Origin of the sequence: Cupriavidus sp. SK-4, assembly GCF_000611125.1 — a bacterium.
GTDB classification, from domain to species: domain Bacteria; phylum Pseudomonadota; class Gammaproteobacteria; order Burkholderiales; family Burkholderiaceae; genus Cupriavidus; species Cupriavidus necator.
Window position 1 is genome coordinate 64,578 of sequence record NZ_JFJW01000152.1, and the last position, 14,138, is coordinate 78,715.

At 60.7% G+C, this 14,138-nt stretch carries 14 protein-coding genes and 1 pseudogene; 10 read left to right on the plus strand and 5 right to left on the minus strand.

Translation table 11 applies throughout. The features are described 5' to 3' along the window. Position 1 precedes the first annotated feature (1 nt). The 4 genes and pseudogenes from CF68_RS30410 to CF68_RS30425 all read left to right on the plus strand — a co-directional run. Complete coding sequence (locus tag CF68_RS30410; protein WP_200872613.1) at positions 2-958, plus strand: 3-hydroxyacyl-CoA dehydrogenase; 957 nt, start codon at positions 2-4, stop codon at positions 956-958. Between the two features lie 122 nt (positions 959-1,080). Continuing rightward, on the plus strand, positions 1,081-2,481 hold the full coding sequence (locus tag CF68_RS30415) for a GntP family permease (protein WP_035826304.1): 1,401 nt from the start codon (positions 1,081-1,083) through the stop codon (positions 2,479-2,481). Between the two features lie 78 nt (positions 2,482-2,559). Beyond that, positions 2,560-3,315: an SDR family oxidoreductase gene (locus tag CF68_RS30420; protein WP_035826305.1), complete on the plus strand. Its 756-nt coding sequence runs from the start codon at positions 2,560-2,562 to the stop codon at positions 3,313-3,315. Positions 3,316-3,728: 413 nt separating this feature from the next. After that, positions 3,729-4,074: pseudogene (locus tag CF68_RS30425) on the plus strand (Arm DNA-binding domain-containing protein); the annotation flags it as partial. Positions 4,075-4,179: 105 nt separating this feature from the next. On the opposite strand, the gene CF68_RS30430 reads toward CF68_RS30425, so the two are convergent. After that, positions 4,180-4,689 (minus strand): flavodoxin domain-containing protein, encoded by a 510-nt coding sequence (locus CF68_RS30430; RefSeq protein WP_051591755.1) that lies wholly within the window; start codon positions 4,687-4,689, stop codon positions 4,180-4,182. 245 nt (positions 4,690-4,934) lie between these two features. Between CF68_RS30430 and CF68_RS30435 the strand changes: the two genes are divergently transcribed. From CF68_RS30435 to CF68_RS39255, 6 genes are all read left to right on the plus strand, one after another. Further along, the gene (locus CF68_RS30435) at positions 4,935-7,022 is read left to right on the plus strand and encodes a 3-hydroxyacyl-CoA dehydrogenase NAD-binding domain-containing protein (protein ID WP_035826306.1); all 2,088 of its coding nucleotides are present in this window, start codon (positions 4,935-4,937) and stop codon (positions 7,020-7,022) included. Positions 7,023-7,042: 20 nt separating this feature from the next. Continuing rightward, positions 7,043-8,221: an acetyl-CoA C-acyltransferase gene (locus CF68_RS30440; RefSeq protein WP_035826309.1), complete on the plus strand. Its 1,179-nt coding sequence runs from the start codon at positions 7,043-7,045 to the stop codon at positions 8,219-8,221. Between the two features lie 225 nt (positions 8,222-8,446). Then, positions 8,447-10,096 (plus strand): AMP-binding protein, encoded by a 1,650-nt coding sequence (locus tag CF68_RS30445; RefSeq protein WP_051591757.1) that lies wholly within the window; start codon positions 8,447-8,449, stop codon positions 10,094-10,096. A 126-nt stretch (positions 10,097-10,222) separates the two neighbouring features. Next, positions 10,223-10,498, plus strand: a complete 276-nt coding sequence (locus CF68_RS30450; protein ID WP_161786884.1) for a putative quinol monooxygenase — start codon at positions 10,223-10,225, stop codon at positions 10,496-10,498. Between the two features lie 85 nt (positions 10,499-10,583). After that, on the plus strand, positions 10,584-10,940 hold the full coding sequence (locus CF68_RS36710; protein ID WP_161786885.1) for a DUF2889 domain-containing protein: 357 nt from the start codon (positions 10,584-10,586) through the stop codon (positions 10,938-10,940). Then, positions 10,891-11,136, plus strand: coding sequence for a DUF2889 domain-containing protein (locus tag CF68_RS39255; protein ID WP_051591758.1), 246 nt, complete (start codon positions 10,891-10,893; stop codon positions 11,134-11,136). The genes CF68_RS36710 and CF68_RS39255 overlap by 50 nt, the downstream gene beginning before the upstream one ends. A 129-nt stretch (positions 11,137-11,265) precedes the next feature. Here CF68_RS39255 and CF68_RS30460 read toward each other — a convergent pair whose 3' ends face one another. From CF68_RS30460 to CF68_RS38810, 4 genes are all read right to left on the minus strand, one after another. Continuing rightward, the gene (locus tag CF68_RS30460) at positions 11,266-12,369 is read right to left on the minus strand and encodes a porin (RefSeq protein ID WP_051591759.1); all 1,104 of its coding nucleotides are present in this window, start codon (positions 12,367-12,369) and stop codon (positions 11,266-11,268) included. Between the two features lie 301 nt (positions 12,370-12,670). Next, the gene (locus CF68_RS30465; protein WP_035826312.1) at positions 12,671-13,081 is read right to left on the minus strand and encodes a hypothetical protein; all 411 of its coding nucleotides are present in this window, start codon (positions 13,079-13,081) and stop codon (positions 12,671-12,673) included. Positions 13,082-13,178: 97 nt separating this feature from the next. Beyond that, on the minus strand, positions 13,179-13,943 hold the full coding sequence (locus tag CF68_RS30470) for an enoyl-CoA hydratase-related protein (RefSeq protein WP_035826314.1): 765 nt from the start codon (positions 13,941-13,943) through the stop codon (positions 13,179-13,181). A 10-nt stretch (positions 13,944-13,953) separates the two neighbouring features. Then, on the minus strand, positions 13,954-14,138 hold a 185-nt coding region (locus CF68_RS38810; RefSeq protein WP_235205942.1), incomplete at its 5' end, for a hypothetical protein.

A 14,138-nucleotide genomic window follows, 5' to 3' on the forward strand; every position in this document is an offset into this window, starting at 1 on the left:
TATGAAATCCACAATTGACTTCAATATGCCCGTGGCCATTGTTGGTGCGGGCCTGGTTGGCGCAGGCTGGGCAATTGCCTTTGCCCGCGCAGGCCTGTCGGTGCGTATCTTCGACAACGATCCCCGTATCTCAGAACAGGCGATACCGTGGGCGGTAGAGCAATTGAATGCCATGAAGGCACACGGCCTGCTCGAGCAATCGCCGGAAGAGGTGGCCGCGCGTCTGACCCGGGTGACGTCACTCGCCGAGGCGGTTGCCGGCGCGGCATACGTACAGGAATCTGTACTTGAGCGCATGGACGTGAAACGCAGGCTGATGGAAGACATCGATCGCGTCGCAGGCGGCAACGTCATGGTTGGCAGCTCGAGTTCCGGCATTCCCGCCTCGGCCTTTGCCAGCGACTTGGGGATCTCGCCTCGGGTGCTGATCGCTCATCCGGTCAATCCCCCTTATCTCGTACCCGTCGTCGAACTCGTACCGTCCAGCCAGACATCGGAAGAGACGGTCACGTTCGTCGACAAGCTGATGGCTGGCATTGGGCAGAGCGTTGTGCACGTGCGCAAGGAAATCGAAGGATTCGTGCTCAATCGTCTTCAGGCGGCATTGCTGCGCGAGGCGTGGGCATTGCACCGCGAGGGAATTGCGAGTTGCGAGGACATCGACAAGACCGTGCGTGACGGGTTGGGCTGGCGATGGTCATTCATGGGGCCATTCGAAACCATCGACCTCAACGCGCCCGGCGGCGTGGCCGACTACGCCAACAGGCTTGGGCCGCTCTACTACTCGATAGCCCAGTCGCGGATCGCGGACGGCCCATGGGATGCGCAGTGGATAGCCCAGGTGGAGAAAGATCGCCGTCAGCACTTGTCGATGCAAGATCTGGCCAAACGCAGGGATTGGCGCGATGAGCGGCTAATGGAGTTCGCCGCACAGCGACGCTTCGCAGCAGGACGCTAAGCCGGTTAGATTGCCGTGTGGGAGACAACCCTCGTCATCAGAACGGGGGATATAGACAGGCCCTTGTGGTGCGACCGCCGTACCGCCCGCGGTTGGTATTCCAAGTATCGTCTGGAGACACAATGTCGTTCGTCATTATCGCCGCATCGCTGGCGTTTCTCATGTTTGCTGCCTACCGCGGCTTTAGTGTCATTCTGGTTGCCCCGCTCGCGGCACTTGGCGCAGTCCTGCTGACGGAACCTGCCGCGGTTGCACCCGTCTTCTCTGGAATCTTCATGGAGAAGATGGTCGTATTCGTGAAACTCTACTTTCCTGTCTTTCTGCTCGGCGCCGTTTTCGGGAAAGTGATTGAACTGGCCGGTTTCTCCGAAGCCATTGTTCATGCGGCGATCCGCTATATCGGCCGCTCCCGCGCGAATGCAGTCATCGTCGCGGTCTGTGCATTGCTCACCTATGGTGGCGTCTCGCTGTTCGTTGTCGTGTTTGCGGTTTATCCCTTCGCTGCGGAACTCTACCGACAGAGCAATATTCCGAAGAGACTGATGCCAGGCGCGATCGCCCTAGGGGCGTTTTCGTTCACCATGGATTCGTTTCCCGGCACCCCGCAAATCCAGAACATCATTCCGACGAACTTCTTCAAGACAACAGCGTGGGCGGCGCCCGGCCTCGGCATTGCAGGATCGCTGTTCATCGTCATCGTCGGGCTCGCATTCCTTGAGTGGCGACGCCGCGCCGCGATGGCAACGGGCGAAGGATATGGGACGGACCTTGTCAATGAACCGGAGAGAGTGGTATCACGCGTACTTCGACATCCGCTCGTGGCCATCGCACCCCTGTTGCTCGTTGGTGTTGCAAACTTCGCATTCACCCGCGCGATTCCTGCCTGGTACGGACCGACATATACGATTGCACCGGATGTCCTGCCGGGCCTTCACTCCCCGGTGACGACTACGATCAACTCCGTCCTGGCAATCTGGTCCGTGGAAGTCGCTTTGCTTCTGGGCATTCTGCTGGTTGTTGCCACCGCTTTCCGCGAACTGCGTGACCGGTTTGCCGCTGGAACCAAGGCTGCGGTCGCCGGGGCGTTGCTCGCGTCAGTCAACACCGCTTCGGAATACGGTTTCGGAGGTGTCGTCGCCGCGTTGCCGGGCTTTGCTGCTGTCATCGGCACGCTCGGGAGTATCCCCAACCCGCTTGTAAAGGCCGCGGTGTCTGTCAGTGCCCTCGCAGGCATAACGGGTTCGGCGTCGGGCGGGATGAGCATAGCCCTCGCTGCGATGTCAGATCTGTTCGTGAAAGGTGCACAAGCCGCGCAAATCTCGCTCGAGGTGCTTCACCGCGTCGTGGCAATGGCGAGCGGAGGCATGGATACGCTGCCGCATAACGGTGCCGTCATCACATTGCTTGCAGTGACCGGTCTGACGCACCGGGAATCCTATCGTGACATCTTTGCGATCACGATGATCAAGACGCTCGCCGTATTCTTCGTGATTGGTCTCTATTACACATTCGGTGTGGTTTGAGAAAGGACTCACGGCTGTTTCCCGAGGCAGCACGTGCAAGCATGTACGTTCATACTTTCAATGAATCAGGAGCAAACCATGGATCAAAAGGTCGCCCTAGTTACGAATGCCTCTGGCTACGCCGGTCCGCCTGCGGTGGCCGCATTGCTGCAAGCAGGCTTCCGCGTTTTCGTGCAAGACGACACCTTCACCGTCCAGGATGACTGGAGCAAGTTCGTCGCCTTGCATCCGGGTGCAGAACTTCTGAGCGCCGAAACGCCTGAGCTCCTGCTCGAGGCAGCGTGGCAAAAAGCCGGTCGCGTCGACGCCATCGTCAGCAATGACCATTACCCGGCGATACACCGATCCTCGACCGATGTATCGCTGGATGACCTCCGGCAGACGCTCGAAGTGCTTGTGGTCCGGCCGTTCGCACTAGTGAGGGCCGCAATCCCTCATTTCAAGGGCCAGGGCGGCGGGAACGTCGTCATGATCACCTCATGCCGAACGCATCTTCCGATGTACGGCGCGGCAATTCCCGATGCGGCCAGGGCTGGAGCAAATGCCCTGCTTCATTCTTTTGCCATTGAACTTGCCTCGCTCAATATTGCAGTGAACGCAGTCGCCCCAAACTTCCTTTACAGCGAAGCCTACTACCCGCGCGCCGTTTTCATCGACGCCCCGGCGGGGAGGGAATACGTGAAGTCCGAGGTACCTGTGGGTCGACTTGGTCATCCCGAGGAAATCGGCGATCTGATTCGGTACCTGGCATCCACCCAGTCTCGCTTCCTGACCGGTGCGGTGGTCGATTTCTCCGGTGGATGGCCGGCAGCAAAGGTCCGCCCCGGGAGCTGACGAGCGGGCCATGGGCAATACTGTGGAAACGAAATGGCTGTCGTTCTCTGTGGCGAAGTCGATTTCCTCTGTCCTGCTTATCCCAGTTTCACCATTCGGGCGCAACACGATGCGCCGGGGGCTACAACCAACTTCTACTGGCCCCTGACTACAAGGTCAAGCCATGAAGCCACGCCTTGTATGCTCGCAAACCGTCGTTGCTATTGACCTTCCGCCCGGGTGTCGTGAGAGGAGTGACTTGACAAAATAGTTAGTCAGTCGCAGCGCCTCTCTGCTTGGATACAACTTGCTGTGGCGGATTTTCCGCAAATCAACGCCTTGTATCAGATCGCCGTGCGCGATGAAAATCGCCCCGGTTCTCTTTCGCCTGGCTCCGAGTCGGCACGTGGAATCGGGCCTCTCAGGAGCTCCACATGACCAAGATCAGGCTGACCAAGCGCGTTGTTGACGCTGCAAAGGCACAGGCCGGCGACTTCGAACTCCGGGATACGATCGTTCCGGGCTTCAAATGTAAGGTAACTCCAACTGGCCGCAAAGTATTCATGCTTCAGTACCGCACGAACAGCGGTACGCCGTAAACCGGCACTCGGCCAGTTCGGCGGGCTGACCGTCGAACTGGCGCGGGCGCTGGCCCAGGACTGGCTGGCCGAAGTCCGGCGCGGCGGCGACCCTGGGCATGGCAAGGCCAAGGCCCACAAGGCGCCTACCGTGAAGGAGCTTCGACTTCGGTTCATGGAGGACCACTCCAAGCTCCACAACTAGCCGAGCATCCTGGATCCTACTACCACGCATGGCGCCGCATCCTCGAGCGCGCCGGCGTTCCGAAGGTCGGCACCCACGGCATTCGCCACCGCGCTGCCACCTTTAGCGGAAATTGCGATCTGCAACAGCGACTGCGCGTGCCACAGTGCCTTGCGCCGCGGCCAGCAAGTCCGGTACCCAGTCTTCAAGCCAGGCTCGGGCAGGCTCGTCGGGGAACGATGTCCTGGAAGCATCGATCTCCAGGCGGCTTCCGACTCGAACGGCGCCTTTCGACGCCAGCGCCTCGTCGATTCTGCGGCCTCCCCCGCAGAAGGTTTCTGCGTAGGTCCGGTCGCCTAGCGCGATCACGCCGTAACGCACGTGGACCAGGTCAATGGTGGCGGCCAGCAACTGTGCGTAGAAGGTTCGAATGGGATCTGGCACATCGCCCGCGCCATGGGTGGCGCAACAGACGAGCAGGGCAGAGGTCTGGGCAAGGATGAGGGGGGTGTCCCGCTGGGGGTCGGCGAAGCGGCTGGCCAGGCCGAGCTCCTGTAGCCGCTCCGCGGCGAGGTCGGCGACGAGGGAGGCGTTGCCGGATTGAGAGCCTACAAGGATGAGAACGCCTGCCATGGTGAGGTTCCGTAGTTCAATGAGTTCTTGCAATATAATACAAAACAGTCTACCGTGTAACTTAAATTTGTATTATATGATCGAGTCGATTGATTGGAGGAGGCAGATGAAATCACGAAGCCTTGCTGTACCGCGGCTCGTGTTATTGGCAGTCCCGCCTTGCGTCGGTCGATCTCGGCGTATGCGACGAATGGCACGTGAGTGCCGTGTGTGATTTACCCGCTAACGCATTGAGAAAGGAGCGCGTGCCTGTGTTGAAAGAAATCCTGGATGGGGTGGCTATCGTCGAGTTGGGAAATCCGCCGATGAACAGTCTCAACGTTGCATTAAGGCGCCGGCTGATCGATATGATCGGGCGGATCGACAGCATGCCGGAGGTGTCGGCAATCGTGCTGGTTGGCGCGGGTGACGTGTTCAGTGCCGGTGCGGATATCAGCGAATTCGATACCAAGCAGGCATTCTCGGAGCCGTCGATCCATGCCGTGATGGCGGCCGTCGAGGCCAGTGCCAAGCCCGTGATAGCGGGTATCGCAGGGCTGGCCATGGGCGGCGGGCTGGAACTCGCCATGGCCGCGCACTACCGGGTGGCGATTGCGGGTAGCCGCATCGCTATGCCGGAGATCAAGCTTGGTCTGATTCCCGGTGCCGGCGGCACGCAACGCCTTCCGCGTGCGATTGGCCTTGAGGCGGCCGCCAGGATGATTTGCAGCGGCGATCCCGTCAGGGCCGATGCGCCGAGTCTGGCCGGCTTGTTCGACCTGGTGGTCGAGCAGAACCTGCTGGAGGCTTGCCTGGGGCTTGCGCACCGGATTGTACGCGAGGGCATGAAAGCGTCCCTGCTGCGCGACCGCGCCGTGCTGGCGCCGGAATCGCCACAATCCTTGCAGGACCTGGAGCAGGGAGCTGGCAGCAAAGGGCAGTGGCCGCCTGCCGTGAACGCGTGTATCGCCTGCCTGCGGGCGGCGGCAGCGTTGCCAGTGGACGCTGGCCTGGCGTTCGAACGTGAAGCGTTCATGAAGCTCTTCGACAGTCCGGCTTCCGGCGCCCTCAGGCATGCGTTTCTCGCCGAGCGCACGGCCGCGAAGATTGCCGGCCTGCCAGCGCAGGCCGAAATCCGCCAGATCCGAGCGGCAGCCGTGGTGGGCGCAGGCACCATGGGCGCGGGTATTGCCATGACGTTTGCCAATGCCGGCATTCCGGTTCGCTTGCTGGAGATGAAGAGCGACGCGCTGGAGCGCGGATTGGCGGTGATCCGTGCGAACTACGAAGGGTCGGTACGGCGCGGCAAGCTGTCGCAGGTGGATTGCGACAAGCGCCTGGCGCTGATCCAGCCTACGCTGTCTTATGAAGAACTACGCGATGCCGACGTGGTGGTGGAGGCGGTCTACGAAGACATGGATGCGAAAGCCGGTGTCTTCAGGCAACTGGACATTGTCTGCAAGCCCGGTGCCATTCTTGCCAGCAATACTTCAACGCTGGACCTCGACAAGATTGCCGCGACAACGGCCCGGCCTGCCGACGTGGTGGGCATGCACTTCTTCGTGCCGGCGAACGTGATGCCCTTGTTGGAGGTGGTCAGGGCAAGGGAGACCTCGCCGGAAGTCCTGGAGACGGTGATGAAGCTTGCCAAGCGTCTGAAGAAGACAGGTGTCGTGTCTGGCGTCTGCGACGGTTTTATTGGCAACCGGATGATCGACCCGTATCTGCGCCAGGCCTATTTTTTACTAGAAGAAGGGGCGCTGCCCGAGCAGATAGACCGTGCGCTTGAAGCCTGGGGGATGGCAATGGGACCGTTCCGCGCAGGTGACCTGACCGGATTGGACGTGTTGTGGAGCGTACGCAAGCGTCGCTACGTCGAGGTTCCCGACGTGGTGTATTCCGGCTTGCCCGATCGTCTCTGCGAGCTAGGGCGTTTCGGCCAGAAGACTGGGGCTGGCTATTACCGCTACGAGCCGGGCGCCCGGGGAGGCAAGCCGGACGACGCTGTCCGCGACCTGATTGAGGGTTACTCCGCCGAGATCGGCAGGTCCCGCAGGCAGATCTCCGACGAGGAGATCGTGTCGCGTTGCATGCTTGCGCTCGTCAATGAAGGCGCGGCGATCCTGGACGAACGCATCGCGCAGCGGGCTTCGGACATCGATGCCGTCTATCTGCTCGGATACGGATTCCCGGCATTCCGCGGCGGCCCCATGTACTACGCGAACACGCTGGGCCTGCGGGAAGTCATCGCATCGATGGAGCGCTTTCGGGAACGTGCCGGCTCGGACCCGGCGTTCTGGCAGCCGCACCGCTTGCTGCTCGAATTGGCCGATACCAACGGCACTTTTATCTAAACGAAAGGAGACAGAAGAGTATGAAGGATGCAGTGATCGTTTCGACCGCACGCACGGGCTGGGGAAAGGCATGGCGCGGCGCTTTCAATATGACGCACGGCGCGACCATGGGCGGGCACGTGGTCAGGCACGCGGTGGAGCGCGCCAGTCTCGACCCGGAGGAAGTGGAAGACCTGATTCTCGGATGTGGCAACCCGGAGGCGGCAAACGGCCTCAATATCGCACGGCAGAGCGCGCTGCGCGCGGGCTTGCCGGTCACGGCCAGCGGCGTCACGGTCAACCGCTTTTGTTCCTCCGGCTTGCAGGCCATTGCGATGGCCGCGCAGAGCATCGTTACCGATGGCGTACCGGTGATCGTTGCGGGGGGCGTCGAATCGATCTCCTGCGTGCAGAACCAGTTGAATATGCACATGCTGCACGAAGCGTGGATCGCAGAGCACAGACCGTCGGCCTATCTATCCATGCTGCAGACTGCCGAGATCGTGGCGAAGCGATACAGCATCTCGCGTGAGCGCCAGGATGAGTATGGCGTCAACAGCCAGCTTCGTGCCGCCGCCGCGCAGCGGGCTGGCAAGTTTGCCGACGAGATTGTCCCGATGACAACCATAAAACAGCTGACTAACAAGGACACCGGAGAAACGGCGCAAGAGTCGATCACAATCTCGGCTGACGAGGGCATTCGTCCGGATACCACGTACGCCAGCGTTTCCAGCATCAAGCCGGCCTTCGAGGGGGGCGTTGTGGCGGCGGGGAACGCTAGCCAGTTTTCCGATGGCGCTTCGGCGTGCGTGATGATGGACGGCTTGCTGGCACAGAGAAAAGGCCTTGAACCGCTAGGTATCTACCGCGGCTTCGCGGTCGCGGGGTGCGAACCTGACGAAATGGGCATCGGGCCAGTGTTCGCCGTGCCGCGCCTGCTCCAGCGCGCGGGCCTCAAGATGGATGACATCGGCTTGTGGGAGCTGAATGAAGCGTTTGCGGTTCAGGTGCTGTACTGCCAGGATCGCCTTGGCATTCCGGAGGAGCGCCTGAACGTCAATGGCGGCTCGATCGCCATCGGCCATCCCTACGGCGCCACGGGCGCGCGTCAGGTTGGACATGCGTTGATCGAAGGCAAACGGCGTGGCGTGAAGTATGTCGTCGTCACGATGTGCGTCGGCATGGGCATGGGTGCCGCGGGTCTTTTCGAAGTCTGCTGAGCCGCAGGCACCCGACCGGGTTTTGCACAGGAGACGTGGGGGGCCTCCGTAGGTTGATGGGACGGAATGACCCCTGCAATCCAAAGGGGAACTATGAGCCATGGCGACGACGGATTGACGGATTACCGACTCGCGCCTCCTGGAAGCGGAGGCATTACGTTGCGGGTGGTTTCATGGCTTCATGAGAGCGGGAATGGAAAAGTAAAAAAAAAGGAGACATTGCAAATGGAACAGAATGCCTGGAACAGGTTCTATCCAGCCGGCGCCCTGGCGTCCTATCGGGAGGAGCCAGGATCGCCGGTGACATTGTTCACCCGTTCGGCGAGCCGGTATCCCGAGCGGAACTGCCTGAGCTTTGGCAGCCTCACGCTAAGCTATTCGCAAACAATGGATCTGGTGCAGCGCGCAGCGGCAGGCCTGCAAGCGCATGGCCTGTGCAAGGGCGACCGGATCGCCATGCTCCTGCCCAATCATCCGGGTTTTGTGATCGGTTACTACGCCGCGCTTCAGATAGGGGCGGTAGCCGTAGCGATCAATCCGCTCTATCCCACGCTCATGATCGCGACGCAGCTCCGCAATAGCGGCGCGCGCGTCCTGGTCGTGGCGGATCTTCCTGGCTTGCTCGACACGGCATCGGCGTGTCTGGAGCAGGGCGTGGTCGAATCGGTGATCGTTGTCCGCATGGATGCTTCGGATCTGCTGCCCGGTGCCGATACGCCAGCGCCCGCCCTGGCGCCGCGCATGGTTTCGCTGGCTTCGGTTCTGGCAGACGCAGGCCATCCGCAAGCCGTTGCGATTGATCCGCTGGAAGACCTTGCTGCCTTGCAGGCAACCGGAGGCACCACCGGAACGCCCAAGTTCGCGATGCTGACGCATAACAACTTCTGGATCAACACACAGCAGGCCAGGCTGATGATGAGCGGGCTGAGGGAGGGAAGGGAGGTCTTCCTTGTTCCGCTCCCTCTCTTTCATATCACAGGCACGACATTGTTGATGCATCTCGGCCTCGCCGTTGCCGCCGAGCTAGTGCTGATGCCGAAGTTCGATATCGGCGCGGCTATCACGCTATGCATCGAGCGCGGCGTGACCAATCTCGCGGCCGTCCCGACTATCTATACGGCTTTCCTGGATCACCCTGACGCGGACAAGGTCAACTGGCGCGGGATGACCCAGGTGATGGCGGGCGGTGGTCCGCTTCCGCCCGAAACAGGCGTGCGGTTCATGGAGCGCTTCGGTGTGCGTATCCGCCAAGGCTACGGCCTGAGCGAATGCAGTCCAGGCCTGACGATGGTGCCTGACTGCGCAGAGGGATCAACGAACTCAATTGGAATTCCGATTCCGGGCACGCAGATTCAGATCCGCGATCCCGCCGATCCCGCGCTCGTGCTGCCAGCGGGGGAGGCAGGTGAAATCTGCGCTGCGGGGCCGCAGGTCATGAAGGGCTACTGGAATCGTCCCGAGGAGACGCAGGCAGTGATGACAGCGGACGGCTTCCTGCGCACGGGTGACATCGGCAAGATGGATGCCAATGGATTTATCGAGATCGTCGATCGGTTGAAAGACGTCATCATCGCCAGCGGCTACAAGCTGTTTCCTACCGCGATCGAAGCCGCGGTCTGCGAGCATCCGGCGGTAAGCGAGGTGGCCGTGATCGGCATTCCCGATCCCTATCGCGGCGAAACCGCGAAGGCGTTCTATAGCTTGCGTCCAGGGGCGACGCTGGATGTCGATGAATTGCGTATCTTCCTGACCAGCCGCCTGTCGCCGATGGAAATGCCGAAGCTGTTCGAGATGCGGGAGGTTTTGCCGAAGACCGCCGCGGGGAAGATCTCCCGTCTTGCCCTGCGCGAGGAGGAGCGGGAGAGGGCCGGGTAAGCAGGCTGGCCGTCAAATGCAAAGTCAGGCAGGCGGCGACGGCGCGTTGTCGCTTGCTTTCCACATTCAAATTATTGAGCGAAGATTATGGGAGTCAATGCGATGCCAGGCAGCGGCACGGTCATCATGACCACTGATTTGCGGATCAAGGAAAACGAAGAACAAGCAGCCATCGGGATACTCGATGCGCTCGCAGCGAGCAGCCGCGCGGAACAAGGCTGCGTAAGCTACTGCTATTACCGGGCCAAAGGCGACAAGGCGACCTACTTCCTCCTTGAGAAGTGGGAGGACAAGGCGGCCTTCGCCAGGCATCGCGAATCCGCGCACCTGCGCAGCGGGCTAGATGCTCTGGCCGCGCTCTGGGAGTTGCCACCGGCATTCAAGGCCTGGATCGAAGCCTGAACAGGGGCAGGGTTACAGTTCGAACTTTCTCCCGGGCGCACGGAGGCATCGCTTTCGGGCGCCAACCAGCCACGGATCAGCAATCATGGCTTTACCACTATCCGACCGCGACCGCACGCTGCGGCATACGCGCTCGATCAGCATCGAGGTATTCCGGCGCCAGGATGGCAATTGGGAGATCGATGCCTCCCTCCAGGATGTCAAGACCCACGATGTTCTCGCGCCAAACGGCGTGCATGTGGCAGGAAGGCCGATACATCGCATGACGGTTCGCCTGGTCATGGACGGAGAATTCAACATCCTCGCGGCAGGTGCGGTTTCCGACCGCGTGCCTTACCCGGGAAGCTGTGAATCGGCAGCCGATGTCTACGAGCTGCTGACCGGGTTTAAACGTGTTCAGGCAGTTCCGCCGCGGGCTCGCCGAGCGGACCGGTGGGATTAAAGGCTGCACGCACCTGAACGAACTGGCGGCAATACTGCCGACGGCAGTCATCCAGGGCATGGCGGAGGAGAGTTTTAGTTTCCAGACTGCGGACGTGCGCCCGTTTCCCATTGATCAATGCCATTCCTTGCGTGCGGATGGCGACGTCGTGAAGACGTATTTTCCCAAGTGGCACGTTGCCTCCTCAGTCAAATGACAAGGATTGGTTGGCTGGTGCCGTAGAGGATCAAATCCGGAGCCGGCACGCTTGCCGGATGGCGGTAATGGCCACGCGGATGGCTACACCGAGCACGCGCGCAAGCGATTCGGGTAGCCATCCTTGCCGTCAGAATTGGTGCTTGATGCCGGCGTAGAACATGCGCACCCGTGCGCCGGCGTCCTGCAAGGGCAACGGAGATGAGCCGTTGAGCCCGCCCAGCCAGAAGTTGTAACGGCCATTGCGCTGATTGCGCAGTTCAACCGCTGACACATCCAGCCAAGTGCGCTTGCTCAGGCTGTATTGATAGCTGACCGACAACATGCGCGCGCCGGTATCGGCCAATGTGCTGCCGTTCTGGTGCACTGGCAGCGCCTGTCCGTATGTCAGGGAGAACAGATGCGGACCTGTCGCGTAGCTTAGCGGGACTGAGAAGGCAGTGCGATCCTGCCTGCGGCCGGTCGCTCTATCGTCGACGCGATTGCGATCCACTACGGCCCCGAGGCGCAAGCCGTTGTATGTGTAGCTAATGGCGAACTTGTCGGCCATCTGGTCGAGCGACCCTACCGTTTGCAAGGGCAGGATGCCCTGGCTGTTTCGCTGCATATGGTAGAAGCCAATACTCAAAGGGCCGTTGGTGTAGCTGGGGCTGAGGTACCAGGTATGATTGCGGCCCACGCCGGGCTGCTCGGCATCGAAAGAGTACGATGCCATTGCCGCGAAGCCGCGGAAAACCGGCGTTTCGTAGCGCACGGTGTTGTTGAGGTAATTACCCGCGAAGTTGGCGCCATTGATGGAACCGATCACATTCAATGAGTTGGCGGCGCTGGGCGCCGCGTCGAATGCGCCGTGTGTGTCGGTAATGAACCAGTGATGGCTGAAGTACACGGTCTGCCGCCCGAACTGCAGACGTCCGAACGTTACGCTATCCACGCCAACATAGAAGGCCCGGCCCGCGCCCTGCGCGCCGGAGTCGGCGGAGAAGTCCCATTCGAGATGGTAGAGCGCTTTCGTGCCGTTGCCGAGATCTTCCTTTCCGTCGAGAAAGAAGAAGCTGGTCTGGTTGCTTTCCCGGAATACGTGAGACGCCGTTCCGCCGGGATTCGTCGCTCCGCTTACCGACGTGGAATCCAGCCCCAGTTTGATCTGACCACCCAGCAGGACATTCTGGGCATAGGCAAGGGCAGGGGTGCACAGCGTGGCTGACGCGCAGATTCGTGCCAGGGTTCTCATGTTCTCCTCCGTCATTTATATGATTGATTTTTTGGTCAAGCTTGCAAGACTTGGAACAACGCGTGCACTCCCTTGATAGGAAGGGGTTCGCCATGCGCCTGTGCTGATCCGTCGCCTGATTGGCGCGAGCGTTGGGGGGAAGCCAGTCCGGTAGGGCGGCTGATCGGCTATTCGCTAGTTGAGAACGGACGTGTCTGCGTAGCGGATCGCATCGCAGTGGACACATGGCATGAAAAGCGTCGGCGGACCGCCGCGGGCGCTGCCCCGTAGAGCAGGCCCTCGCGTGCCGAGTTGCGCCGGGTTACGACGCCAGCGCAATCGCGCCGGCGAGATACAGGAGAAAGGCGAGCAAAATGCCGAGCAGTGGCGTACGGAACCAGTAGCGCTTCGCGACGACGGCATAGGCCGCCAAGGCCAATGCGCCGACAAGCTGGAGAAACAAGGATGCCGTCAGTAGCCCAGGAGCAGCTTGCGCCAGATACAAGTAGAAGAGCCCGAACAGGATCGCGCCGAAGCTATGGCTGGCGTTGAAGCCGATCCATGCATTCCACATAGTTGTCTGGCCGGAAATGACGGGAGAGGAAGCCTGCATCAGAACGGCTGTGTTCTGGTCGTTGGGGTGGAGTTTGCGTGAGGCGAAGGTGTATGTCAGGTGCATGGCGCCGAGCGTTAACATGATCGATGCGCTGACAGAGATCAGGAATTCTCCCAAGGTGTCTCCTTTCAATGAATGGCTGGGTTGCCGCAGTGCCGGATCTGGCGCCGCGCTAGGGGGCTTCGGCTGCAGAGCACCATAAGCGCATAGCGCGCTAGGCAGTGCGGACGCGCTGTTGAAAAGCGCGGAATCTTTCCTGTGCTTCCGCGCTTTTCAGCAGGCGCTGGAATTCCTTTGCTTCGGCGGCGAGGGCTGCCTTGACAGCTGGCGCGGCATGGCTTCTCAATAGCTTCTTCGTGGCCATGACGGCTTGCAACGGGAGCGACGCCAGCCTGGCGGCCAATGCCTGCGCGGCTCCGAGCAAGGCGTCGTCGTCCACCACCTTGTAAACCAGACCGGCTTCGGCCAGCTGCGTGGCGGACATGCTCTCCCCCAGAAGAAAGTTCGCCATTGCGCGCTGATGCCCCAGCAATGCCGGCAGCAAATAGCTGGAGGCTGCTTCGGGGCAAAGGCCAAGCTGGACAAAGGGCACGCTTGCGCGTATCGAAGGCGCGGCCAGCACAAGGTCGCAATGCAGCAGGAAAGTCATGCCAACGCCAACCACGTGTCCCTGCGCCGCGGCAAGCAATGGCTTCGGAAATGTGCTGATGGCGTCCAGGAAGGCAAACGCGGGGGAGGTGGACAGGTCTTCCGGCGCGTCGATAAAGTCGGCGAGGTCGTTGCCGACGGAGAATGAGGCGCCGGCGCCTGTCACCAGCACCGCGGCTATCTCCGCGCTGTCTGCCGCGTGCTGCAGATGTTCCGCAACAGCGATGTACATCTGCCTTGTCATCGCATTCTTCTTTTCCGGGCGATTCAAGGTGATGTGCATTACCTGGTCCGATACCGCAACCGCGATGTGAGATGTTTCGACTGCCATGATTGCTGGCTCACCTTTGATTTTTGACTGCTGGGACGCGTATCCCTTCGGTCGTTTCAGGAGGAAATACCTTCTCAGGTCTGCTCTGCCATTTCTCCGCGTTGCCAATGCATCTGGCCCGGATGGCGATCAAACCGGCGCAAAGAGTATGCAAGGTGCGCAGCGCCAGTATAATACAAAGAATGTTTTTTAAAA

Coding starts and splice junctions, on each gene's coding strand:
- CF68_RS30410 (WP_200872613.1), top strand. CDS start 2: ATGAAATCCACAATTGACTTCAATATGCCCGTGGCCATTGTTGGTGCG.
- CF68_RS30415 (WP_035826304.1), top strand. CDS start 1,081: ATGTCGTTCGTCATTATCGCCGCATCGCTGGCGTTTCTCATGTTTGCT.
- CF68_RS30420 (WP_035826305.1), top strand. CDS start 2,560: ATGGATCAAAAGGTCGCCCTAGTTACGAATGCCTCTGGCTACGCCGGT.
- CF68_RS30430 (WP_051591755.1), bottom strand. CDS start 4,689: ATGGCAGGCGTTCTCATCCTTGTAGGCTCTCAATCCGGCAACGCCTCC.
- CF68_RS30440 (WP_035826309.1), top strand. CDS start 7,043: ATGAAGGATGCAGTGATCGTTTCGACCGCACGCACGGGCTGGGGAAAG.
- CF68_RS30445 (WP_051591757.1), top strand. CDS start 8,447: ATGGAACAGAATGCCTGGAACAGGTTCTATCCAGCCGGCGCCCTGGCG.
- CF68_RS30450 (WP_161786884.1), top strand. CDS start 10,223: ATGACCACTGATTTGCGGATCAAGGAAAACGAAGAACAAGCAGCCATC.
- CF68_RS36710 (WP_161786885.1), top strand. CDS start 10,584: ATGGCTTTACCACTATCCGACCGCGACCGCACGCTGCGGCATACGCGC.
- CF68_RS30460 (WP_051591759.1), bottom strand. CDS start 12,369: ATGAGAACCCTGGCACGAATCTGCGCGTCAGCCACGCTGTGCACCCCT.
- CF68_RS30470 (WP_035826314.1), bottom strand. CDS start 13,943: ATGGCAGTCGAAACATCTCACATCGCGGTTGCGGTATCGGACCAGGTA.